This is a genomic window from Aeromonas sp. s2 (assembly GCF_040907935.1).
GTDB lineage: Bacteria > Pseudomonadota > Gammaproteobacteria > Enterobacterales > Aeromonadaceae > Aeromonas > Aeromonas dhakensis.
This window is the reverse complement of record NZ_JBFOCR010000016.1, coordinates 12,098-35,155: the sequence shown is the minus strand read 5'-3', so window position 1 is coordinate 35,155 and position 23,058 is coordinate 12,098. Positions and strand designations below refer to the sequence as shown.

At 60.8% G+C, this 23,058-nt stretch carries 20 protein-coding genes; 5 read left to right on the top strand and 15 right to left on the bottom strand.

Annotation, left to right across the window (positions count from 1 at the left end; translation table 11 throughout):
• The first annotated feature begins 41 nt into the window (after positions 1-41).
• Both AB5Y81_RS13550 and AB5Y81_RS13545 read left to right on the top strand, forming a co-directional pair.
• A complete protein-coding gene (locus tag AB5Y81_RS13550) occupies positions 42-395 on the top strand; it encodes a hypothetical protein (RefSeq protein ID WP_279484209.1) in 354 nt (117 codons plus the stop codon).
• Between the two features lie 2 nt (positions 396-397).
• Entirely contained in the window at positions 398-640 is a 243-nt protein-coding gene (locus AB5Y81_RS13545) for a hypothetical protein (protein ID WP_279484210.1), read from the top strand.
• 475 nt (positions 641-1,115) lie between these two features.
• Here AB5Y81_RS13545 and AB5Y81_RS13540 read toward each other — a convergent pair whose 3' ends face one another.
• From AB5Y81_RS13540 to AB5Y81_RS13520, 5 genes are all read right to left on the bottom strand, one after another.
• Positions 1,116-2,435, bottom strand: a complete 1,320-nt coding sequence (locus AB5Y81_RS13540) for a hypothetical protein (protein ID WP_323966926.1) — start codon at positions 2,433-2,435, stop codon at positions 1,116-1,118.
• Positions 2,428-3,450 carry a hypothetical protein gene (locus AB5Y81_RS13535; protein WP_368146698.1) on the bottom strand — a complete coding sequence of 341 codons (1,023 nt, stop codon included), beginning with the start codon at positions 3,448-3,450 and terminating at the stop codon, positions 2,428-2,430. The genes AB5Y81_RS13540 and AB5Y81_RS13535 overlap by 8 nt, the downstream gene beginning before the upstream one ends.
• 275 nt (positions 3,451-3,725) lie before the next feature.
• Positions 3,726-4,766: a lipocalin-like domain-containing protein gene (locus AB5Y81_RS13530; RefSeq protein WP_368146696.1), complete on the bottom strand. Its 1,041-nt coding sequence runs from the start codon at positions 4,764-4,766 to the stop codon at positions 3,726-3,728.
• 185 nt (positions 4,767-4,951) lie between these two features.
• Positions 4,952-7,387, bottom strand: coding sequence for an ABC transporter permease (locus AB5Y81_RS13525; RefSeq protein ID WP_368146693.1), 2,436 nt, complete (start codon positions 7,385-7,387; stop codon positions 4,952-4,954).
• Positions 7,388-7,408: 21 nt separating this feature from the next.
• Entirely contained in the window at positions 7,409-8,089 is a 681-nt protein-coding gene (locus tag AB5Y81_RS13520) for an ABC transporter ATP-binding protein (RefSeq protein ID WP_017784087.1), read from the bottom strand.
• A gap of 175 nt (positions 8,090-8,264) precedes the next feature.
• On the opposite strand from AB5Y81_RS13520, the gene AB5Y81_RS13515 reads away from it, so the two are divergent.
• The 3 genes from AB5Y81_RS13515 (at position 8,265) to AB5Y81_RS13505 (ending at position 10,906) form a co-directional block, all read left to right on the top strand.
• Positions 8,265-8,732 (top strand): DUF4357 domain-containing protein, encoded by a 468-nt coding sequence (locus tag AB5Y81_RS13515; protein ID WP_005302024.1) that lies wholly within the window; start codon positions 8,265-8,267, stop codon positions 8,730-8,732.
• A 154-nt stretch (positions 8,733-8,886) separates the two neighbouring features.
• Positions 8,887-10,314, top strand: coding sequence for a sodium:proton antiporter NhaD (nhaD, locus tag AB5Y81_RS13510; RefSeq protein WP_279484214.1), 1,428 nt, complete (start codon positions 8,887-8,889; stop codon positions 10,312-10,314).
• A 25-nt stretch (positions 10,315-10,339) separates the two neighbouring features.
• Positions 10,340-10,906, top strand: a complete 567-nt coding sequence (locus tag AB5Y81_RS13505) for a pyridoxamine 5'-phosphate oxidase family protein (RefSeq protein ID WP_226013910.1) — start codon at positions 10,340-10,342, stop codon at positions 10,904-10,906.
• 73 nt (positions 10,907-10,979) lie between these two features.
• Here the strand turns inward: AB5Y81_RS13505 and AB5Y81_RS13500 are convergent, their stop codons facing one another.
• The 10 genes from AB5Y81_RS13500 to AB5Y81_RS13455 form a co-directional block, all read right to left on the bottom strand.
• Positions 10,980-12,170, bottom strand: a complete 1,191-nt coding sequence (locus tag AB5Y81_RS13500; RefSeq protein WP_226013909.1) for a Bcr/CflA family multidrug efflux MFS transporter — start codon at positions 12,168-12,170, stop codon at positions 10,980-10,982.
• A 51-nt stretch (positions 12,171-12,221) separates the two neighbouring features.
• Positions 12,222-13,505, bottom strand: coding sequence for a hypothetical protein (locus tag AB5Y81_RS13495; protein ID WP_017778873.1), 1,284 nt, complete (start codon positions 13,503-13,505; stop codon positions 12,222-12,224).
• Between the two features lie 187 nt (positions 13,506-13,692).
• Positions 13,693-14,253: a hypothetical protein gene (locus AB5Y81_RS13490; RefSeq protein ID WP_017778874.1), complete on the bottom strand. Its 561-nt coding sequence runs from the start codon at positions 14,251-14,253 to the stop codon at positions 13,693-13,695.
• 131 nt (positions 14,254-14,384) lie between these two features.
• Positions 14,385-15,809, bottom strand: coding sequence for an FAD-dependent oxidoreductase (locus tag AB5Y81_RS13485; RefSeq protein ID WP_026141257.1), 1,425 nt, complete (start codon positions 15,807-15,809; stop codon positions 14,385-14,387).
• Between the two features lie 96 nt (positions 15,810-15,905).
• Positions 15,906-16,724 (bottom strand): FTR1 family protein, encoded by an 819-nt coding sequence (locus tag AB5Y81_RS13480; RefSeq protein WP_005302005.1) that lies wholly within the window; start codon positions 16,722-16,724, stop codon positions 15,906-15,908.
• Entirely contained in the window at positions 16,724-19,693 is a 2,970-nt protein-coding gene (locus AB5Y81_RS13475; protein WP_279484215.1) for a hypothetical protein, read from the bottom strand. The genes AB5Y81_RS13480 and AB5Y81_RS13475 overlap by 1 nt, the downstream gene beginning before the upstream one ends.
• Before the next feature lie 4 nt (positions 19,694-19,697).
• Positions 19,698-20,147, bottom strand: coding sequence for a hypothetical protein (locus tag AB5Y81_RS13470; protein ID WP_005302000.1), 450 nt, complete (start codon positions 20,145-20,147; stop codon positions 19,698-19,700).
• A gap of 117 nt (positions 20,148-20,264) precedes the next feature.
• The gene (locus tag AB5Y81_RS13465) at positions 20,265-20,750 is read right to left on the bottom strand and encodes a YqhA family protein (protein WP_005301997.1); all 486 of its coding nucleotides are present in this window, start codon (positions 20,748-20,750) and stop codon (positions 20,265-20,267) included.
• Between the two features lie 87 nt (positions 20,751-20,837).
• A complete protein-coding gene (locus AB5Y81_RS13460; protein WP_236672701.1) occupies positions 20,838-21,827 on the bottom strand; it encodes a DUF2955 domain-containing protein in 990 nt (329 codons plus the stop codon).
• A 2-nt stretch (positions 21,828-21,829) separates the two neighbouring features.
• A complete protein-coding gene (locus AB5Y81_RS13455; RefSeq protein ID WP_025201552.1) occupies positions 21,830-22,936 on the bottom strand; it encodes an HlyD family secretion protein in 1,107 nt (368 codons plus the stop codon).
• Positions 22,937-23,058: the final 122 nt, after the last annotated feature.

The following is a 23,058-nucleotide window of genomic DNA, read 5'->3' as shown; positions in this document are numbered from 1 at the left end:
CAAGGTGGCTTAAAAACGGGACTTGTCTGGTGCTACGAGCTATGAAAGGGGCCGATGCTGATACGAATGATGGCAAGGAAGAATGGATGACGCCGCTGAACCACTATCTGCCTGCCTATCACTTCCGTGAAGAGCACGCTCGCGACATTGCCGCCGACCCGCACACCGTCATCCAGGCGACGGCCAATTATCGACCGGAAGCGGATCCGGCCTTTCGCTACCGGATCGGCCTGCGGGAAGTGCCGATGCGCCTTGGACATCTTCTCGGCCGCCAACAGTGTGCCAGCCCGCCTCCCTTTGGCCTGCACAGATTCGTGCAGCTCGACAGTGAGGACGACAACACGCTGCTCTACGGCCTTGCGGCCGGTTCTGGCGGCCGGACTTTGGTTTGGTGACCATGACGGACAGCCAGACTTATCTGGATTTTGCGGCGCCAGGCGTCGCCAAGCTGGCCCTGGGGTTTTCGGCCCGCAGCCAGCCAAACGGCACCACCCGGTTGACCACCCAGACAAGGGTGTTCTGCCCGGATCTGGCCTGCCGTCTCAAGTTTGCACCTTACTGGTATCTGATCCGCCCCGTCAGTGGCCTGATCCGGCGCCGGATACTGGGCGCCATCAAGGCAGAGAGCGAAAGGGAGTAGTAAGCGTTATGCCGGTGCATTTACCTTGCCCTTCAATTTATGGCGCCAGCAGGGAGATTAGGGTGCGGTGGCTCAAGAAGGAGGGGGCCCAAGAGTTTCGTCTCTATCTTTATTGTCCTGATGCGCGAGCAGGTGGCCTGCGATTCTTACAGCTAGCTCGAGATCATAAAAAACTGCAGCCATGTCTGCAATGTGGAGTAGACGGATCACTTTAATCGGCAGTTGTTGGCATTTTTTATCTAGGCAGAGGTCAAAACTCCATCCATTTGATGGAGCAGGGCAGAATATTGAAGTTTTTGTAGTAGATCTAATCGCTCCTGCTCTTCTGTTTTGCACTGTAAATAGAAGTAAGCTAAATGTTTTTAACAAAACACCGGCTTAAGGCCGGTGTTAGGTGATTACTAGGTCGGTACAATTAACAATATTCAGCTTAAAAAACTGAGTGCAGGACTCTGAAATAAGCAAGAGTAGTATGTCATTTGTTTTTTCCGTAATATTCTTCGAATAACTTCCCTATAGCGGAGTTAATCTTTGATTCTTTTTTTTCTGCAGACGATTTCAATAAATGGGACACGGTTACATTCTTAATTTCTAATGAATCTAGTTTGTATTCATCAACAATGCGCATCCACTGATTCAACGGTTTAGTTACTCTTAATTTACCCAGGATCCTTATGTCGCTAGGAAGAACATTATTTATATAATAGGCCCATCGGTCAGTGGATAAGTTTTTCAAAATTGAATTAGCTTCCGACGCTGCGGCCCATGAGACGCCATAGCTATTGCCAAGAATCACACACAAGAGTGCACTAAAACAGGTTGGCAGCGCAGGCGTAGGTATAGTGCTACCAAGTTTTGCTAAATTTTTCACAGTAGCAGGTTCATTATAAAAATTATTCAAACCGTCATGAGCTTTGAAAATTGCCTCTGCTGCTTTTATAAACGTATCGCTTCTCAGATTTTCCGGGACATAGTCAAACCCTTTCACCTTCAATAAAGCACTTTTTAGACCACCAACGGAAGTTGTTTTTCCATCCGAAAATGCTTCAGCATACGCATGACCAACTTGCCATTTTTCGGACTCTCGTAGCTTTGTCCATATAGCAGGAATTAGAACGTTAATATTTGCAAGAGCATGCTCTAGATTAGCTCCAGTATTCTTTTTTGCTGCGTTCATTAATACGCTGACGGTTAATTTGTTGAAAAAGTAAGGAGAGCTTCTTAGCATATCTACGCGAGGGTCACTTTCAACTAACGATTCACCTTCTAATGCCTCTCTGAATTCAACGAATTTTTTGGAAACTTCTACTTTAGGCCTACCTAATACTGCCTTTATGCATGCTTTAAGTGAAGCAATTGCCTCAGACTCATCAATCTCTTCGAAATTACTTTCTTCAATTTCAAGGCGAGAGAAATGAGTTATTAACTCATGAGTATGCTTGAGCCTCATAGCATCTGTGGATGATACTATCCCTAGCTCTTCCGCTAGGGTGATAGATTCTTTCGTTGTTATTATATCTTCAATGTCGTCATCTTCATCGACATCTGCTTTTCCTAGCATCTCTCCAAGTAGCCCAATACCAACAGCGGATAGTTCTTTTTTTAATGCAGTAGTAGTTTTCCCCCAAAGATAGTTTATTCCCATTTCGAAATGACCAGCTTCGAATGCGGATATTATCTGTCTTTTATCTCTTATGCTGAGTTGTGCTGCATAATTTGAAATATCTGATGGTGTTTTTGCTGATGCAGGTATTAATTCGCCACTATCAGGCTGCCAAAGTACGATATTATTCATTGTTTGTACCCTCAAAATCAGTCCAGCCATCTTGCGACTGTATAAATGTTGCTGATAGGCCCCGCCCTAATTTCCCTTTCAAACTTGCGAAAGCACGTTTTCTGGCACCACCTATTATACTATCTTTATTATTGACCTTTACAAAACAATTGTACCCGAGCAATCTACCTCGATTATCAAAAAGTATTATTCCATCTGAATTCAACATACCTTTAAGTAAATGCCCTTTACTTTCTAAGTCGCTTGCTTGAATCATTCCTTTTTTTAAGCGAAAAACAAGATTTGTGAAATCTATTGGAGTATCAAGTATGACACCATCATCAGATAAGAACCTTGGAGGTTTGGACATGTTAGTGACGGCAATAATACAACCATGTGATTCTCTTAGTGCATTTAAAAATAGGCGATTTAGAAAACTAACTGTTGGTTCTTTGTACTCTTCAGGTGTTTTTTCAGTAATGGCGCGTATTAATTGGCCGAGATATTGAAGTGGTGGAGGGCTATTTTCTTTTCTATGATTTAGAAATATAAAGTGTAGACCTCCACGATTTGAGCGAATTTCAACGCAATCACCAGCGACTTGTGATGCCTTAACGACAATAAATCCCTCACTTTCTGTCATCAGTACATCATCAACCAATACGGAGATGGGATTTCCTGAACCCTTGAAAACTCCATATTCTAAAGAATGCTCGGAAGCCTCAATATATATAAGCCAGCCATTGGTGGCCAAAGGAGCACATTTTTTAACCGCGCTATTTATACCTGTTGCATCCAGTCTAGATGTACCTATTTTAAGAATTTCACCTTCGGGTAACATAGCTGTTAAAAGATGCTTGCTATTGGTCAGATATACCTTTGGAAATAAGCTTACACCTTCTTCTCTATAATGGGCCAGCATTACTATCAATTCAACCAAATGAAGAGCGTTGTTTAGGAAGTGCAATTGACTTTCTTGGCAGAACTCAGTTACGCCACCAATCAACTGTGTCCTAAAAGTAATATTCTCAGGCATGTAAGAGTTCCGTGTTTACGACATAGATAATGTATTAAATTTGACTGGATTGGTAAGTAAGAGTGCCGCTGTACAGGGTACTTGCCCCTTACATTTAACATTCAATAGTTGCGGATTTGAATCATTCAAGAGCACACCTATATTGTGAAAGGGACCACTTGAGGACGATACCAAGAATAGGTTTATCTGTTGAGTGAAAAACACTCTAATGTGTGGAAATAATTTTTTTTTTTGACGGCGGTCAGATTTATGCGTTTCTGTATGAGGTTGGGTGATCAATACCCCGTCATCTCCAGATAACCGACACCCTTGGCGTCTCCCGAGACGGACACCGCCCCCTCCCAGTAGTCAAAGCGCCCCGTCATGGCCTGATTGGGCTGGCGCGCCTGGATGGTGAGCCTCATATCGGCGGCTGCCAGCTGCCACTCGATGGGGTAGGGTTGCCCCTTGGGGCCGCGCCAGGTTTTGCCGGGGGTGAGGCGGATCTGCTCAGGATCCAGCACCCGGCTGCTGCCGTCCCGTTCAATCAGGATGCCGTAGCGGTTCTCCGGTTCAGAGCGTCCTGCCTTGGTGCGCAGGCGAAACAGCATCAGCTCGCGGCCATCTTCAAATTGCAGCGAAAACCAGTCCCAGCCCGATTGCCACTCGGCCAATACCGAGCTGCTCCACTCATGATCAAACCAGCCCTCACCGCCGACGTTGCGGGTCTCGCCATCCAGGGTCAAGGTGCCGCTGATGGTCAGGCGTGGGTAGGAGTAGTAGAAGGAGGCGTTGCCCGGGCTCTTCTCGCTGTAGCCCTGTTTGCCCTGCAGCACCGCCGGCTTGGCAGCACTCACCTGCAAATCAAGATCCCCCGCCTTGCTTTGCACCTTGAGGGTGGCGGGAAAGAGCGCTTCCCCTTGAGAGGCCAGCACCCAGTCTTTCAGCCAATACTGACCGCCGCTGGCACCGGCGAGCCCCGGCCCCTGGCGGCTGGTGCGCTCGTCCTGCTGGTGGCTGCTTTTGCTCACATCCGTGATGGCGAATTGGGCCAGCCAGAGCTGGGGAGTGAGCCAGGGGTTGTCCGACTTAATTGCTTGCTCGATACCCTGGCGAAACAGGGTCCACTGCATGCCGTAGCCGCGCCCCTGTTCGTCTTTCAGGTTGCCGGTGAGATACCACCACTCGGAGCGGTAGTTGGGGTGGGCACCGTGATCCGCGGGCAGGCGGATGGAGTGACCCGGCAGGGCCTTTTTGAAGTGATCGCTACCGCCACCAAGGATGCTCCCCAGATCGTTGGCCTGCGCGTGGCCGCTTATGGCAACAAGCGGGATCAAGAGGGCTGCGAGCCACAGGGTCCGTAAAGAGGACAATATTCCCCTCACCCTGGCCCTCTCCCGAAGGGAGAGGGGATGGTTCGCGGCAGCTCTGTGCGCTTCTCTGCGCTGAATCAAGGGCGGTGACAGGTATGTGCTCAATGGGAACGTCAAGTCATGGCTGAGCCAGTGCGCAAACCGATATGTCATACCACTCTCCTTGCGGCGTACCAGGAGGCAAGCGCGCCACAGACGGGGGCGAGCAGGAGCGCCGTGACGGCGTGCAGGGGGGCGGCCTCGAAGGCCAGCCGCCAGCCGAAGGCGCGGGGGTTGACCACCTCGATCAGCACCCAGGCAAGGCCATAGCCCACCGGCAGGGCCAACAGCGCGGTGAGCAGCCCCAATCCCGCCCCCTGCCACACCAGCAGCCGGCGGCAGTGGCGGGGGCTCAGGCCAAGACTCTGCAGGGTCTGCAACTCGCCGCGCCGAGCCAGCCCCAGCACCATAAAGGCCGAGCCGATGCCGACGAAGGCGATCCCCAGAATGAGCAACTTCAATAGCTCGGTCACCACGAAGGTCTGGTCGAACACCCTGAGGGCGGCGGCGTGGATGGCGGGGGCGGGCAACAGGTTCACCCGCTCGCCAAACTGGGCCCGCAGGCGATCGGCGAGGCGATCAACGTGCTGGCTGAAGAGGGCCAGGGATTGCACCTTGCCCCCTTCGAAGGCGTGCAGTATCTGTCCCTTGTCGCTGCCGTAATCCTGATAGACGCCGGTGACGGTGAACGTGCGTGGCCCCTGCTCGCCGTTTACCTCGAGGCGCTGGCCCACCTTGACCCCGAGGCGCACTGTCAGCGGTTCGCTCGCCAGCACCTCGTCGGGGGCGGCGGGCCAGTGCCCGGTCAGTAGCGGATAGGCGGCTTTGAGCTCGGGGATAAAGTCCATCTGCGCCCACTCGATGGGCTGCCCCTGCCAGCGGGCCGGGTGCACCGAGCGGCGGGAGGAGGCGCGCACATCCGGCGCGGCCAGGATGGTGTTGAGGGTCTGCTCGCTCAGGGCGCCCTTGCTGCCGGCCACCCCCTTGGGGGCGGTGACGTAGAGATCGGCGGCCAGGCGCTGGCCGAGCCAGATCTCCACGCTCGAGCGAAAGCTCGACACCATGACCCCGATGCCGATGGCCGCGGCGATGGCCAGTTGCAGCGCCATCACCGCGATGGCGGTGCGATCCAGGTGATAGAGGGTTTCGGCCACCCCGAGCCGGGCGGTAAGGGGGCCGCCGGGGCGGGATCTCAGCCACCCCAGCACCCCACGCAGGGCATCGGGCAGGGCGAGCGCCATGGCCAGCAGCCAGCCTCCGGCCACGAAGAGGGCGCCGCCCAGCCCGGTTTCTGGCCGCCATAGACACAGGGCGCAGAGCAGCAGGATGGCGATGGCGAGCCCCCGACGTTGCCAGGGGTGAGCCGGCGGGCGGCTGTTGCCTTCACGCAGCTCTAGGGGGGATTGGCGCAGCAGTTGCCACCAGCCGGGCAGGTTGGCGGCGAGCGTCCCCAGAAGACCAATCACCAGCGCCTTGCCAAGGCTGGCGGGGGAGAGGCGCAGCAGATCGATGGGGTTGGGGCCATAGAGATCGGCCAGCGCCTGGGTGAGCTGCCCCATCAGGGCAAGGGCCAACAGGCTCCCCAGCAGCAGCCCGAGCAGGGTGCCGATGCTGGCGAGGATCAGGATCTCCAGGGTCAGCCAGCGCAGCAGCCGGCGCGGTGGCATGCCGAGGATAATGAGCTGGGCCAGTTGGGGGCGGCGCACGCTCTGCACGAAGCGCTGGGCGTTGAACACCAAAAACAATCCCACCGCCATGGCGAGCAGGGAGAGGGCCGTGAGGTTGAGGGCCAGCGCATCGCCGAGCTGACTGGCATCGAGCGCCGGGCTGATGGGCTCAAGCCAGAGGGGTTGATGAGGGGCATTGGATTGCAGGGCCGCCTGCAAGGCTGTGGCCTCTTGCTCGCTGAGCTTGAAGACGATGCGATCGAGCCGCCCTTCCTTGCCAAGCAGGGGCTGGGCGAGACCGATGTCCGTCACCAGCAGCCGCTCCATGGGCACGGCGCCAGGCTCGAAGGTGCCGGCCAGGGTGAGGGCCAGTGGGCGGGGTTGCGCCCCTTCACCGCCACCCAGCACGAAGCGCCGGCTCTGGCCTGTTTGCCAGCCAAGGCGCTTGGCCTCGGGGGCGGCCAGCCAGATGCTGTCGGCGCGGGTGAGGGAGAAGGTGGGCTTATTGTCCGGCGCGGCGCCAAACAGCCGGCGCAAGGGGCCGGGGTTGAACAGATCCATCCCCAGCAGCTGAAAACTGCGCCCCTGCTCATCTTGCAGCCAGCCGTGCAACTGGGGCATGGCGTCGAGGTTCGGCTGGCTGCGCACCAGCGTCACATAGAGCTGCTCGTCCAGCCCGCCGTCCGGCGCCAGCCGGTAGTTCGCTTCCCCCGCCAGCTGGCTGCGGGCGGCGACGAAGTTGGTGCGGGCGCTGTGGTTCAAGAGCTCGATGGCCACCACCAAAGAGACTCCCAGGGTGAGCCCGACCAGGCTCATCAACAGCAGCCAGGGGTGATCGCGATAGAGGCGCAGCAGCGCCTTGAGCGGCAGCGGCAACATCACAGCCCTCCGTGGCGGGCGTCAGTCATGGCGGCGCCCCTTGAGCTCGACCAGCTGGCCCCCTTCGAGGCGCAGCACCCGATCTGCCAGGGCGCTGTAGGCTGGGTTGTGGCTCACCAGCAAGAGGCCGGCGCCGGTGCCCCGCACCGCCGCCATCATCAGCGCCATCACCTGCTCGGCGTTGTGTTCATCGAGGCTGCCGGTGGGCTCGTCGGCGAGCAGCCACTGGGGCTGGTGAATGAGGGCGCGGGCCAGCGCCACCCGCTGGCGCTGGCCGCCGGAGAGCTGCTCCGGCCAGGCGTGGCGCTTGTGGGCCAGATCGAGGCGTTCCAGCAGGCCGTCAATGCGTGTCTCATCGCGAGCAAGCTGGTTGATGGCAAGGGGCAGGGCGAGGTTCTCGGCCACGGTCAGGGTCGGCAGCAGGTTGAAGTCCTGATAGACGATGCCGAAGTGGCGGCCGCGCAGGCGGGCCCGCTCGTCCGCCGACTGGTTGTCGAGGCGGGTCTCCCCCAGCCAGATCTCCCCCTCATCCGGGGGGAGGAGGCCGGCGATGAGGTTCAGCAGGGTCGACTTGCCGCAGCCGCTCTGCCCCAGCAGCAGGGTGATCTCGCCGGCCGCCAGGGTCAGATCAAGGTGGTGAAACAGCGGCAGCCGTTCGCTGCCGTTATCGAAGCTCTTGCCGAGATTGCGCAGATTCAGCATGGGATAACCGGTTGATGGCCAATGGCTTTCATTACGTGCCCTCGGCTCGCCTCAGGGTGAGTGCCACTATGCCAGTTAGTGATCAAGGCTGCAAAAGAGGTGAGGATCCTGGCTGGATCCCGCTCGCCTGTGGTGGTTAGAATAGGGGCCTCCATGGGTCACAGGATGCGCAAGGATGTTACACAAGCAAGTCAGTTTTATCGTCGACAGCAAGGGCGCCAAGCAGGCTGCCGTGGTCCCCATCGAGATTTACAACGAGCTGATGACCCTGCAAAAGGCGCTCTCCGACAACAAGCCGGGCGAGCGCGAGCTCTACCACTTCAACGGCAAGGGGGCCGAGGCGCACGGTTATCCGGTGGGTAAGCGGCAGAACCCCGGCTTCATGGTGCTGGCGGGCTCCACCGCCAACGGCGAGGATGCGGCTTCCCTGCGCGAGGCGGTGATCGAACTGCGCCAGGAGCTGCTGGGCAAGGGGATCCTGGCCCCGCGCAGCGAAGGGGGCTTCGTCTTTACTGCCGATCAGCTGTTCAACAGCCCGAGCCTGGCCGCCAGCCTGGTGGCGGGCAACAACCGCAGCGGACTGGACGCCTGGCAAAACAGCGCTGGTTACACCCTCAAACGCTCGGGGTTTGGCAAGAAATAACTCTGATGGCAGGGGCAAGGAGCGCCGCCTGATCTTGCGCCCCTGATCCAAGCGTTCGCCCAGCCGGGCCTGGCGCGAGCAGGGAGAGGGCAGGGGGTGACCTCCCTGTCCACTGCCAGCCTCAAAACCAGACGGTTTCCAAGAGAGGGGCCCCATGTCTGGATCTGCACGTCTGTTTTCTTCGGCCATCCTCGGCCTCTTCTGCGCCCCCGCGCTCGCCGACGGCGGCCCTCTGCCCATGACGCACACCGGCGCCGGCCTTTTTGCTCTGGCCATCTTCGCCCTGGCCTATGCCCTGGTGATGGCGGAAGAGTACCTGAAACTGCGCAAGTCCAAGCCCGTGCTGGTGGCGGCCGGCATCATCTGGATCGTCATCGGTATCGTCTATGCCGGACAGGGGCAGAGCCCGCTGGCGGTGGCGGGATTTCGCCAGACGCTGCTGGCGTACGCCGAGCTGATGCTCTTCCTGCTGGTGGCCATGACCTATGTCAACGCCATGGAGGATCGGCTGCTGTTCGACGCTCTGCGCGCCCGACTTGTTCGTACCAGGCTCAGCCTGCGATCCCTGTTCTGGCTGACGGGGATCCTCGCCTTTTTCATCTCCCCGGTGGTGGACAACCTCACCACGGCGCTCTTGATGTGCACCGTCGTGCTCCATGTGGCCAACGGGGAGCGCCGCTTCATCAACCTGGCCTGCATCAATATCGTGGTGGCGGCCAATGCCGGCGGCGCCTTCAGCCCCTTTGGCGACATCACCACCCTGATGGTGTGGCAGGCGGGTCAGGTACCCTTCGAGCAGTTTCTGCTGCTGTTCGTGCCGGCCCTGCTCAACTTCCTGGTGCCGGCCACCCTGATGAGCCTGATGGTGCCTCGTCATGCCCCCACCATGAGCCACGAGCGGGTGGTGATCAGGCGCGGGGCCTTCACCATAGTGCTGCTCTTCCTGCTCACCATAGTGACCGCGGTCGCCTGCCATCACTTCCTGGCGCTGCCCCCCGTGCTTGGCATGATGATGGGGCTCGGCTATTTGCAGTTCTTCGGCTTCTACCTGCGCAAGACGCAGCCCATCACCCTGGCCCGCGAGCGGGCGCTGTACGCGCGCACCGGCGACGAGGCCCGGCTGCTGCGCTTGGGCTCCATGGTGCCGTTCGATGTGTTCAACAAGATAGCCAAGGCGGAGTGGGACACCCTGCTCTTCTTCTACGGGGTGGTGATGTGCGTCGGCGGGCTTGGCTTCATGGGCTATCTGGCGCTCGCCTCCCAGCTGCTCTACCAGGGGGATCCGACCCTGGCCAACGTGGCCATCGGCCTGCTCTCCGCCCTTATCGACAACATTCCCGTGATGTATGGGGTCCTCTCCATGGAGCCGCAGATGAGCGCGGGGCAGTGGCTGCTGGTGACCCTGACCACTGGCGTGGGGGGCAGTTTGCTCTCCATCGGCTCGGCGGCCGGGGTGGCCCTGATGGGGCAGGCGAGGGGCATGTATACCTTCGTTGGCCACCTCAAGTGGTTGCCCGCCATTCTGCTTGGCTATATGGTCGGCATAGGGGCGCACCTGTGGCTCAACAGCGCCCTGTTCTGAGCGTGATCATGGAGAGACAGACAAGATGGGACAACTGTTCGAGGCGCTCTCGCCGCGCCATGTGGCCTTCATCGAGGCACAGAAGATCTTCTTCGTCGGCACGGCGGCCGCAGAGGGGACGGTCAATCTCTCCCCCAAGGGCGGGGACTCGCTGAGGGTCATTGACCCCCACACCCTGGCCTGGCTCAACCTGACCGGCAGCGGCAACGAGTCGGCGGCCCATGTGCTGCAACACCCGCGCATGACGGTGATGTTCTGCGCCTTCGAGGGGGCGCCGTTGATCCTGCGGGCCTATGGCCGGGCAAGGGTGCTGCACCGAAGTGATCCTGAGTGGTCGTCGTTCCTGGCACGCTTCCCCCAAAGCGTCGCGGCCCGCCAGATCTTCCTGCTGGACATAGCGCGCGTCCAGGCCTCCTGCGGCATGTCGGTGCCGCTGTATGAGTACCAGGGGGACAGGGAAGATCTCGCCAACTGGTCTGAGCGCCAGGGCCGGGAGGGGATTGAAGCCTACTGGCGCAAGAAGAATCAGCTGAGCCTGGATGGACTGGAGAGCGAGATCCTGGTGCGAAGCGGACTCTCGCCGGACCCTTGAGGGCCGCCACGCACACGCAAGCGAACACAAAAAAGCCCTGTCCATGGACAGGGCTTGGTCATTCTTGGGGTCCTCAGGCGCGCTTGCCGGTCAGCAGCCAGTAGCAGAGCGCCGAGCCGAATCCGCAGCCGGCGATGGCGATGGCCATGGGCAGCGGTGATTCGGGGGGATTGAGGTTGACCAGCACCCCCACCAAGGCGCCGATGCCAAAGCGCAAGGTGCCCGCCAGCGCCGAGGCGGTGCCTGCGGACTGCGGGAAGTGGCCCATCAGGCCGGTCATGGCGTTGGCCCCCACCAGGCTGATGTGGCCGACAAACAGCACCACCGGAATGACGATGCCCCACAGGCCGCCGGTCTGGCTCCAGGCGTTGTAGATGAGCAGGCCGCCGGCCAGCGGCAGCACCAGCAGGCCGTATTGCAGCATGCGCTCGGCGCCCACCCCCTTCACCAGCCGGCTGTTGACGAAGGTGACCACCATCATCAGCAGGATGTTGAGGCCGAACAGCCAGCCATAGTGCTCGGTCGGCACCTTGAAGTACTCGATGTAGACATAGGGGGAGGCGCTGATAAAGGCGAACATGCCCGAGCTCGACAGGGCGCCGCACAGCACGTAACCCATGGCGCCACGATGGGAGAGCACGCCCCAGTAGTTGCGCAGCACCTGGCCGAGGTTGAGGGGCTGCTTGTGCTCGGGTTTGAGGGTCTCCTGAATTTTCCACTGCATCACCAGGCAGATGAGCAGGCTGATCCCCATCAGCAGCCAGAAGATCACTCGCCAGTCGCTGTGGGCACTGATGTAGCCGCCCACCACGGGCGCCACCAGTGGGGCGAGTGTCATCACCAGGATCACGAAGGACATGGCGCGGGAGAAGGCCTCCTTCTCGAACAGGTCGCGCAGCAGCGCATTGACCACCACAGAGCCGGCCGCCCCGCCGGCTGCCTGCAACATCCGGTAGGCCAGGAGCTCCGGCAGGGAGTCCGCCATGGCGCAGCCCACCGAGGCGATGGCAAACATCACCAGCCCCGCCAGGATCACCGGCTTGCGGCCATAGCTGTCGGCGAGCGGGCCATAGAACAGCTGGCCGATGGCAAAGCCGCCGAGGAAGGCGCTGATGGTGAGCTGGGCGCCGTCGATGCTGGTGGCCAGATCCCGGGCAATGGCCGGAATGGCGGGCAGGTACATGTCGACCGCGAGCGGCGTGAGGCCTGCCAGGGCGCCGAGCAGGATGAACAGGAAACGGGGGGAGAGGGGGGCGTGGGGCATAGGCTATCCAGTCTTGATGAGTGCGAAGTCAGGGAGTGACAAACATCCAGTCTACCAGTTTTGGTGACGGGGGTGATCCTGTATGCCGAGCCAGAGGCCGGGCTCGGCGTGAAAGCGGGGGGCAAACCAGACTCGCCGGCTACCTGCGGGCAGATCCTCCGGGCCGAGGGGACGTCGGCTGAGCCGGCAGGCCCCTTGCACCAATGCGAGGCGAGCATCCCCCTGATACCAGCCGTCGGTGACGGGCAGGGCCGTGGTCTCGCGCAGCAGCCGCACACCCCACTGGGTCACCAGCGCGGGGCACGCCTGCTCGGCCAGTCTGGCAGCCCGGGTCATGGCTGGTGCCGCCGGCGGGGTGAGGGTGCAGAGCAGCAGCACGAGGGCCCCCAGCATGGCCGCCAGCTCGCCCCGGCGCGGCAACCAGCCTGCCAGCAGCACCAGGCCGAGCAGGGTGATGGGGGCCAGATGGCGGGGATTGTCCGGGTTCTGACCAAACAGGGTCCAGAGCAGCAGGGCAAGCCAGTAGAGGGACCAGGTCGGGGAGAGGGCGGCAGCGTGGCCCTTGCATCGTTGCCACAGCGGCTGCGCCAGCAGTCCCCCGCCAGCCAAAGGCCAAAGAGGGGTGAGCTGTTCGTTGAAGGTATTCGCCCAGCTTAGCAGCCGATCGCCGTGGGCCGCCGCCGTGTTGCCCCACAGGGTAAAGTGACCGTCGGTAAAGCGCCGCCCCTCGGCAAAATAGGCCCAGCCATCGGCCTGCCAGACGAAGAGCAGGCAGGCTAGCCCCACCAGCGTGATGGGGAGCAGAAAGTTAAGCCGCTGGCCTTTTTGTGCCATCCCCAGCCAAAGGGGCAGCAGGGCCAGCACGAAGTAGGAGGGGCGCAGCGCCAGCATCAGACCCAGCAGCAGACCCGCCAGCGCGATTTTGCGCTGTTGCAAGGCCAGGAGAGACCCGAGCCAGGCGGCGAGTGCAGGCCCGTCCGAGAGGCCGGAGAGAGCCAGGGTCGGGGTGAGCGGCAGGGCCAGCACCAGCAGCCAGACCGGCGCCAGCAGGCTGGGCCGTTGCCACAATCTGACCGCCAGCGAGGCGGCGAGCGGCGCCAGCAAACTGCTCCCCAACAGGCTTGCCCACTGCACCGCGCGGGCGGGGTCGTCCACCAGCAGATTGATCAGCCTCGCCAGCCAGATAAAGGCGGGGTAACCCGGAAAGTGGGGGGAGAACTCCAGCACGCTGAAACGCACCACCCCGTGGGCAAAGTTGAGGGCATCGTCGGAATCGAGGGCCACCGGGAAGGCCAGCAGCCAGCCAAGCCAGACCAGTTGTAGAAGGATCAGCAAGTAGGGTCGATTGGCGAAGCGTAATCGGCTGTGGTGACGCCCCCCTTCTCCCCTTGTGGGAGAAGGGTCGGGGATGAGGGGGGCCGTCGTCATCAATGAGAGGTCATCAAAGTGCGTAGGGTGGATAGCGCGCAGCGAAACTCACCGTTTGTCACAGCGAGATGGCGCAATGATTGGCAGATTGCCATCAGAGCGGTGCCAGCACGGCCATCAGCGCTTTTTCGGCATCGCTAAAGGCGGCTGAATCGGCGGGCTTGGCGCCCACCCCGAACACCCCAGGGTTGCCGATGGCATCCAGCACCTTGGCCAGCGCCTGCTCGGCGGCCTTGCGATCCCCTTCACTCAGGGAGGGGAGGATCAAATCGAGGAAGCGCTTGCTCTTGACCACCAGCACCTTGGCGGTCTGGTAGTCGCCAAGGTTCTGGCTGGCCCCCTCGAGGCGGCGCTCGATCTCCGCCTTGTAGGCCCGGTTGAGCAGGGCCGCGGTAGCCGCGGCGTCTTTGGCCTTGATGGCGGCCGCGAGCGGCGCTTGCAGCTCGACCTTGTGGTGCTCCTCCAGATAGGTCAGCTCCTCGGCAATCTCGCTCAAGGTGGCGCTGGCATCCTTGCCGTCAGTGGCGGCGCCCAGCAGCGCCTCGCGAGCATCGATCAGCGGCTCCTTGCCGGCAGCGGCGTAGGAGTAAGCCTGCGCCTGCCCGCTCAGGGCCAGCAGCAGGGTGAGGGCAAGTAAACCCGGGCGGATGGTCATCCTCTTCTCCTTGTTTGTTTATGGCGCGGCCATCAGGCCACGCTCTGGGTCTCAATCACGGTATTTTCGTTGCGATGGTTGAAGATGGCGTGGCGTCTGTCCACCCCGTCGATTACCACATTCAGGGGCCATCAGGCCACGCTCTGGGTCTCGATCACGGTGTTTTCGTTGCGATGATTGAAGATGGCGTGGCGTCTGTCCACTCCGTCGATCACCATGTCGGCGGCCATCATCCCCATCTCCATGGCGGTGTCGGTGAAGATGTAGCGGAATGTCCCCTGACGGCCGGTCATGATGAGGTTGGTGATGGGCATCAGCGCCTTGATGGCCTCGTTGCGGCGGGCCTGATAACCGAGGTCCATCAGCGGATAGGCGTACTCGCTGCGCGCCTCGAAGGTCTCATCGCCAAGCTTGGCGATATCGACGCCGAGGCTCGCCAGATCATCGGTAACCCGACCGCGCAGATCAGAGAGCGGCGCCTGCCAGGTGGCATCTCCCGGGTTGCAGGGGATCTCCAGCATCACCGAGGTCTGGCCCTGGGGTGCCATGAAGGGGCTGCGGCGGCGCGGCTCCTGCAAGCGGGTGGCCAGGATATGGGGGTCGGAGAGGTACTGCCAGGTGTTGTCCGACAGGTTCTCCTGTTTGAGCGGCATATTGACGAAGCGCAGCGACCGGTATTGGAGATCGCACGGCAAGCCCAGATGTTGGCAGGTGAGCGGCAGCGGCAGGGTGGAGATCACCTGATCAAAGCGTGCGCTCTGCTCCACGTTATCTTGTGACCAATAAACCCGTTCAATGCGGCCATCAGCCTGCTCAAGGCGGGTGATGGTGGCGCCGGTTTTCAGCTCAACCCCTTCGGCAATCAGCCGCTCCCCCAGGGTGGTGAAGATCTGGCCGAAGCCGTATTTGGGGTAGCGGTACTTGCGGGCATAGGTGCGCACCGAGATGCTGCCGTTGCGTCTTGGCAGCAGGCGGCGCGCCACGTCTTTGAGATCGATCAGGCTGATGCGCTGGCCAGCCCAGTCGGCGGAGAGCTTATCCGGGTTGATGCCCCACAGTTTGCCGGTGTAGCCCTCGAAGAACTGGCGGTAGAGGGTGCGACCGAAGTGGCTCTGGATCCACTCGGCAAAGCTCGCCTTGGCAAAATCGGTGGGCTTCCTGGCAAAGGGCAACAGCAGCAGATCCTTCACCGCCCCGGCCATCAGGGACAGCGGCGCCGTCTTGAGCAGGTTGGGCAGGTTCAAGGGGTAGTCATAGGTGCGCCCGCCGAAGCGGATCACGCTCTTGCGCTCGGCGTGGAGCAGATCGTCGCCCATCAGCTCGTCGATAAAGGCGAGCAGTTCGGGGTTCTTGGTGATGAAGCGGTGGCCGCCGTAGTCGAAGCGGTATTCACCGTCGCGCCCCTTGAAGGTCTGGGTGGCGCACATGCCGCCCACCACGCTCTCCTGCTCGAACAGGGTGACCGCAAAACCGGCCTGGCGCAGGCGCCAGGCGGCCATCAGACCGGCCGGGCCGGCGCCCAGTACCGCTATGTGTTGTGTGTTGTTGTCGCTCATGACTCTGTTATCCGAAAAGCTGACCAAAAGAGAAGACGTTGAAAAGGCGGCCCCGCTGAGCCGCCTTGTCATCCGCTGCCGCGCCGCGCTGGGCGATCAGCGCTGGGGACGATAGTTGCGATGCCAGACGGTGACGAAGATCACCAGGTAGCTGGCCCAGGTCAGCAACTGCAGGCCGGCTGGTGAGGCATTGTAGCCAAACAGGGCGCGCAGGAAGGTACCAAATACCCCCTGATCGTCGAGAATGTGACTGATGTTGAAGACAGGCTCGGTCCAGAAGGTGATGAGCCCGGCTGCCTGCAGCATGTTGACGGCGGACGACAGCAGGCCGGCGGCGATGATGATGATGAGCAGGCCGGTCCAGCGGAAGAAGGGGGCCAGCGCCACCTTGCGGGTGGAGCGCAGCAGCCCCCACACCAGCACCACCGACAGCAGCAGGCCGCCCAGCGCCCCCATCAGCCCCTCGTGCAGATCCACCCCTTGCCCGGAGTAAACCAAGGCCGAGAAGAAGAGCACGGTTTCAAAGCCCTCACGCATCACCGCCAGGAAGGCGAGCAGCACCAGACCGAACAGGTTGCCGCCGTCGATGGCGGCATCGATGCGCGCCGTCATGGCCCCCACCTGGGATTTGGCCTGCTTCTGCATCCAGACCGCCATGTAGGTGAGCACCAGGGTGGCGAAAATCAGGATCCCCGCCATCAGCAAATGGTTGTAGCGCTCGCTCTCGAACTGGCTCACCACCACCTGGAACAGGAAGGCGACCACGAGAGAGGCAAGCAGGCCGAGCCCCACCCCCAGATAGACGAACTTGTTGTAGCGGCTCGCTCCCAGCTTGGCGAGGTAGGAGAGGCAGATGCCAACCAGCAGGAAGGCTTCCAGCCCCTCGCGCAGGGTAATGAGAAAACTTGCAAACATCAGGTGTGAGGCTCCGTAGCGGGCGTGACGGGGAGAGGCTGCAGGGTGAGTTGCAGCCGATTGAGTAGCACTATGGGTGGCTCCGGCAAGCTCGGCTCGGCGGCGCGCACCGCATCATTGACCCACTTGGGGTAGGTGCGGAAATTGAGTTTGATATCGGCCTTGAAGGGCCCCTGGGCATCCGCCGGCAGCGGCCAGGCTTCATCGCGCCAGCCATCGGCCGGAATGCGGGTATCTTCAAGGAGCTTGGCGTAGCGCCAGAACTTGAGCCCCACCGGCTTGCCCTCGGCGTCGCCGAACACTTTTCTGAACAGTCGCGCATCTTCAGGGACGGCGCCATCCACCGGCTGGCCGCTGGCAAGCACTAGCTTGCCGCTGGCGTCGGTGACGGTCAGCTCCAGCCAGAGTTCACGGAAATCGGCGACCCCGGTGGGCAGGGCGTGGCCGGCGCCGGTATTGGCGACCCGCACCACCAGCGCGGGCTGGCCGCTCTGGTTTTCAATGCGGGCAGAGAGGGTGGCGCTTGAGCGCAAGAGCGCCAGGCTCTCCTGCTCGAGCGCGGGATTGCGCAGCCCCACCAGCTGGTGCTGGGCGCCGGTAAAGTTGTGGCGATAGAGCCGCGCTTTCACTGTGCCGTTTTCGGTGGACTGGCCGGCCACCGGCGCGCCGCCGTTGCCCGGTGTTGGGTTCATGTGACAGTCGATGCAGGTGCGCCGCTTGGCGGGATCCTCCGCCTTGGCGAAGCTGGATTTCTCCCACTCGTCCCAGGTGTTGACGATGTTGGCGCCGGTACCGGGAGCAAACTCGTTGTGGCAGGACTTGCACAGGGCCGCGTCGCGGTAGAAATCCTTCTGGTAGGAGGCCTTGTGCATGGCGGGGCGGGCGTTGATCTGCCGTTCCGCCAGCCAGTGCTTGAGGCTGCCACCGGCGGCATCCTCGAACACATAGCTCTCGCGGTCTTTCAAATTCACGGTAAAGGCGCTGTTGCCGCCGGCATCTTCCACTTTGGTGATGCGATGGCAGAGCACGCAGCCAGTCCCTTCCTCCACCACGGGTTCGCCTTTCTGGTGGGCGGCAATGAGCGAGGCGCCGCCTTGCTCGAACATGTGGGAGCCCTTGGGCAGATCCTGCTGGCCGTTCAGTACCTGCTGGGGCATGTGGCAGCCCTGGCACCACTGACCGAAGGCTTCGCCCTCGGTTTCGCGGGCCAACGCCTGCACCACCTTGTAGTAGGGGTGGGAGTTGCCCATCAGTCGGTGGTTGCTCTCGCTCCAGTCCTGGAACGCCTGTTGGTGGCAGTTCTGGCAGGAGGCGGAGTTGAGCCACTCCCTGGGATGGGTGGTCGGCGCCTTGGCGGGATCCGTGCGCGGGGCATCGAGCCTGAGCCAGTTGGCAAGATAGGGGAGGTTGCCATCGGCGGTGACGAAGGCGTGCAGATCCTCCATCATCGCCTTCACCTCGGGCTGAGGCCTCGCGGGGTCGACCGCTTCGGCGCCATCGCGGGTGTCATGGCCCATGCCGCCCTGGGTCTGCTGGGTCATGCGCAGGTATTCGCCAATAAAGTCACCCGCCACCATGTTGACGAGGTTGGCGTGGCCGTTGATGGCATTGTCGCCGCTCTGCTGGCGGTGGGCCGCCATCAGATAGCGGTTGGTGAAGTTGAACCCGTCCAGATGGCAGGAGTTGCAGCTCATCCAGTTGTCCCCCGCCATGGGGAAGCGGCTGTTGGCGGCGGTGTTGCCCAGATTGAACAACCGCTCGCCGCGCTGAAGCGCTTCGGGGCGCGGATCCGTCTCGACCAGCTTGGCGAAGTGGGGGACATCCACTGTGACCCGGGCGAAGGGGCCGCTGCCGCCGGTGTTGAGGCGGGTGAGATCCTGCCCCATGACGTTGTGTATCAGGATGTGGTTGCCGTCTACAAACAAGTCCCGCGGATTCTGGCCCGGCAGGTGGCGAAGGAGCTGGGTCGCCTTGGCGCCGCCCTGAAACTTCTTGCGTCTGTGGCGGTTGCTGTTCTGCTTGCCGCTGCGCGACAGGTCGAACACCAGCAGGTCCTCCGAACCCGCCAGGGTCAGGTAGACCCGCTTGCCATCGGCGGCGAAGCGCGCCGCGAACGGGTTGGAGACGATCTGGCTGCGGTTGCCGACGCTGGGCAGGTTGATCTGCAAGAAGAGCTGCTTTCTTTCATCGACCCGCTCTTTCTCTTCATCCAGATCGATGATGGAGACCGCCGGGAAGACGGTGCTCTGAAACTGGAAGGGGTGGTCGAAACTCCACAGCACGTGGGGCAGCCAGGCTTCGCTGCCATCGGGGGAGAGGGTGATGCCGTCCAGCAGGCGCGGCAAGCCCTGCGAGTCGCTTGGGGTGTCGCTGTGGGTCTCGGCCAGGGTGATGAGCTTGGGCTTGGGCAGGGTAGCGCCTTTGGCGCCCTTCTCAAGCTTGGCGAGATCATAGATGGCGAGCTGGCCGGTCATGGCGTGGGTGAGCAGCAGGCGATCGTCGTCGGTCAGGGCCAGCCCGCGGGGTGTCTCGGCGGTTTCTGCATCCAGCTGCAGCTTGCCCGTGGTGTCATAGGCCTGCAGGCGGCCTGCTTCGAACAGCGTGACCCAGAACCACTGCCGTTTGGAGTCGAAGATGACCCCGTAGGGACGATGGCCGGTGGGGATCGCCTTGTCCAGGTCGAGATCATCATCCAGCAGCAGCAACCGATCGCCACTGTAATCGGTGACCAGCAGGGTGCCATCGTCGGTGCGGGCCAGCTGGCGCAGATCGCCCCCCAGTTGTGCCTCTTTGAGTCGCTTGCCGCTGTCGCGCTCAAGCAGGGTGACCGAGCCTGCGCTCTGGTTGGCGGTGACGAGGCGCGGGGCGTTCCCCTCGTCATAGGCAATCATGGCGGCGCCCATCTCCTGGGCCGAGGCGGTCCCCAGCAGCAGGGTGGCCAACATCAGGGATAACAACAACTTCAACATAAGGTCAGGTGCGCCATTTCAAGATGGTCCAGCGCCAGGCGTGGCGCAGCACCAGGGGGGTCAACGCGAGGGCGCTCAGCCAGTGGGCCCAGCTGGCAAGGTTGCCGAGGCTATCGCCCGGGGTGCCGTGCAATACCAGCAGCAGTCCGCTGGCCAGACAGACCAGCAGCAAGGCTTCGATGATGCGGCCCGTGGTGCGCAAGAATGGCTTGCGGCTTTTGCGCAGCAGGCTGCGATGGGAGAGCCAGAACGCGCCGAACAGCAGGGGGAACAGGGTGAGCGAGAGGGCGACGTGCAGGAACAGATTCCAGCGTGCCAGCGACCAGAGCGGGGTCAGCGGTTCCCACAGCAGCAGGCCGGAGAAGAACATCAGATAGAGGGAGCCCTCGGCGGCCTGATGGTGATAGGCCAGCCACTGCCAGCAGTGTCGTGGTGAGAGGGAAAGGCTTGTCATAGGTGCTCCAACGCCCGGGCAGTTCAGCCCGGGGGAGCAAGTTTACAATGCAGTAAAGGTAATGAAAAGAGTTATCAATTCGGCTCTTGATGAATAAAGGCTGAATGAAAACCGGCGCTACTTGTGGTCCGCCAGCCGCTCGGTGACCGCGTAGATGAGCGCTGCGGTGGAGAAGGCGAGGAAGACGATGACCGACCACTTCATCTCAATCTCGTTGCCGGTACCGTCGGTCAGGAAGGCCTTGAGCACCTCGATCCCGGCGATGGTGACCAGGGAGTTGATGACGATGAGTTTGAGGGAGGCAAAGTTGATCTTGCTGAGCCAGTTGTCGCCAAGGGCTGCCCGCTGCTCCGGGGTCTTGATGAACTGCACGTAGCCGCAGATGGCCACCAGGATCAGCATCTGGGCCACCAGCACGAAGTCCACCAGGGTCAGCACCCCTGTGATGAGATCCAGATAGGGGATGTCGATGATATCGCGACACAGCTCATAGAGCTGCATGGCGAACTTCACCATCAAGAGGGCGACACAGACAAGGATGCAGACATAGAAGGGAAACATCATCAACCGGCTGCCATTGAGCATTAAGTTGAAACGGCGCATAGAAACTCCTGAATCGAGTGGGGGTCGCAAAGGGCAAAGCATGTCTCTACCTTCTGACAATAAACGGTCTGGACAAGATGATGTCGCTCAAGCAGGACATGACTTATCGGTTGATGTGGTCAATAGATGCACAACCAGGGTGCAATAGAGGACGACCAGCAACAACGTCGCGAGTCGATCCCATACCAGGTGCAGCCCTTGCTGATACTGGGGCAAGGCGGTTCCCAGCAAAGTGATGTAAACCGTCATTGCGGTTTGCACCACCACTTTGGGCCAGGCTGCCGCCAATCGTCCCGCCAGCCAGATGCTGCCGGCGAGCGCCAGCAGTGACAGGATCAGGGGAGACTGACTGATATAGGCCAGCAGGATCACCGGGGTGGCCAAGGCCGCCGCCAGCAAGTTGGCCTGCAGCAGTGGTTTGCTGTTCATTCGTGTCAGATGGGGGTCGCTGGCGCGCAGCAGGTTGGCAATCGTGGCCCCAATCAAGATGGCACTGCTGTCTTGCAGCCAGATGGCGATACCGATGGCCAGCAACAGAGCGGCGCTCTTTCCCAGGATCAGCATCACCCTTTCATCACCGCGCATGGCGGTCAAAGGCGTTAGCGGAGGCGAAGACCGGGGCCAGATGGCAAAGGCCAGCAGACACCATAAATAGGCGATCAGAAAGGCTTTTCCCATCAACACGGGGAGTGCCAGGACCAGCGATGGCTGGCTTTGTACCAGCACCATCGTCATCGACGACACGATCAGCACCAGCAATCCGGGCAGATCGTCAGGGTTCTTGCCAAGGCGGGCAAAGGCCAGAACCACAACCGCAGCCATGGCGAGCCAGAAAGCGACGGGATTGGTGCCGACCACATGTGCAAGAAAACAGATGAGCGCGGTACAACCGACGATCAGTGCCAGCATTCTCACTACCATCATCAGCGGAAGGCGCGTCGGACTCAGCATCAGCATGATGACGATGAACATGGGGATCAGAAAGGGCAAGGCCTGACCCGTGGCCAGGGTAACCGCCAGTGCCGCCATGGGAATGACGCCAAGACGCAGGCTGCATTGCCACCACGCTTTGTTCATCATCAGGCAATATAGGTCAGCAGGCTGACAACACGGATCCAGCCGGCGGCAATCGTATCCATTATGCCCACCTTGTTGGGATAGAAAATGACGGTGGCCTGGGAGCCATAGCGCAACCCGCGGGGGAGTGCCTCATCCAGTACCAGGCTCACTGGAAACTGGCGCGCACTGGGGCTGTTTTGTGGTGCCGTGAGCAGGCCGGTGGTCTGGTCTGTGGTGGTATTGCCAGCACTGCCCCACCCCAGGGTATCGAGGTGAGCTTTGAAGACGCGGCCGGGGAGCACATCGAAGACCACTTCGGCCTTGATGCCCGGTCGCAGGTACTCCAACGAGTTCTCGGGCAGCATACAGCTGATCCAGACCGCCGAGGTATCGATGAAGGTCATTGCCGGACTTCCCACGGCTGCATACTGGCCTGGCGCCAGCTGTATGTTGGTAATGGCCCCCTTGTTGGGCGCTTTGACCGTGGTGCGAATGAGATCGAGTCTGGCTTTGGCCAGGGCGGCCATCGCTTCTTTCAGCTTGGGATTTTCATTGCCGGCGGGCCCGAGGCTCTGTTCTGCACGGCGCAACTCTGCCTGTGCAGCCGCCAGGGAGGCTATGGCTTGCTGCAAGGTTGCCGTCGCCTGATCCCGCTGCGCGATCGACATGACCCCTCGTTTGGCCAGCTCGACCACCCTGGCGGCATTGTCGGCAGCGTTATCCTTGGCCGATTTGGCCTGTACCACCTTGGCCTGGGCGGTTTGCACCGCGGCAGTGTCAGCCCCGATCGATTGCCCGACAGCTGCCACATGGGCTTCAGCTTGGGTGACGGCAATCAGATAGGGCTCCTGGTTGATTTGAAACAGAGGCATGCCGGCGGAAACCTGCTGATTGTCACTGACTTCCACCGCAGTCACCCGTCCGGCCACCTCGGGGGCCAGGCGGATCAAAAAGGCCTGTACCGTACCCTGGCTGCTCATCGGGGTCAGGCGTTGAGCAAACAGCACATAGACCAAGACGATCAAGGCAAGCATGACCAATTGCAGCGTAAGACGCCGGACGGGATCTTTTGGCTGCTTGGTGGCTTGAGCAGGCACTGCTTCTTTTTGCATCGCATCCTCAGACATGCCAAGGGGTCCTTTTGACGGTGTGTACAGGGGCGGTAATTGTGATAACGAATATCCGGCAGAGGCAAGCAAAAAAGCAAGGGGGGGGCGTGAAAGGGCACGTAAGGAGAGGATGCCGACCC